This window comes from Yersinia sp. IP36721, from assembly GCF_003634395.1.
GTDB lineage: Bacteria > Pseudomonadota > Gammaproteobacteria > Enterobacterales > Enterobacteriaceae > Yersinia > Yersinia entomophaga.
In genome coordinates this window covers 1-493 of record NZ_QCZL01000091.1, presented here as the reverse complement: position 1 = coordinate 493, position 493 = coordinate 1, and the positions used below count along the sequence as shown (strand labels likewise).

The following is a 493-nucleotide window of genomic DNA, read 5'->3' as shown; positions in this document are numbered from 1 at the left end:
CAGGAGGCAGCATGAAATCCAATGTATGGCACGAGCTTGCAAAAGCTCCACGCAGAAGTTACCTGGGTAAATTACAGCGCATCACTCCAGTGCAGGATCGGTGGGTAAGGTCAGTCCTAAATATGTGGGGGCAGGCTGTCGGTGGTGACACCGCGCCGACAGGAAGTTGTGGTGTTATTGGCAGACTCATGATTGTCAGTGCGTGGGATGAAAATAAAGGAGCCTCAATTGTGAAGACTGTGGAGGACCTCCACAAATTGGGCTACCGGGGAACCGAATTATTCCAGAAAGCCAAAGAGATAATTAACCCGAGAAACTCATTCAGCAATCTTTTCGCGCGCGCCAACGAGGGAGAAGAAGCTGCATTTGTCGATCAGGTAGTCCTCAAAGCATTTACTCAAAGTAATCCGATTCGTGCTGTAGCTATTCAATACTATTGTGAGCGCAAAGACATGCAAGAAATCGCATGTTACCTAAATCGCGTTCACGCCCC

At 48.7% G+C, this 493-nt stretch carries 1 protein-coding gene; it reads left to right on the top strand.

Annotated features, from left to right (window positions below):
- Nucleotides 1-11 precede the first annotated feature (11 nt).
- A partial coding sequence (locus DBA33_RS20470) for a hypothetical protein (RefSeq protein ID WP_120807134.1) occupies nt 12-493 on the top strand: 482 nt, incomplete at its 3' end.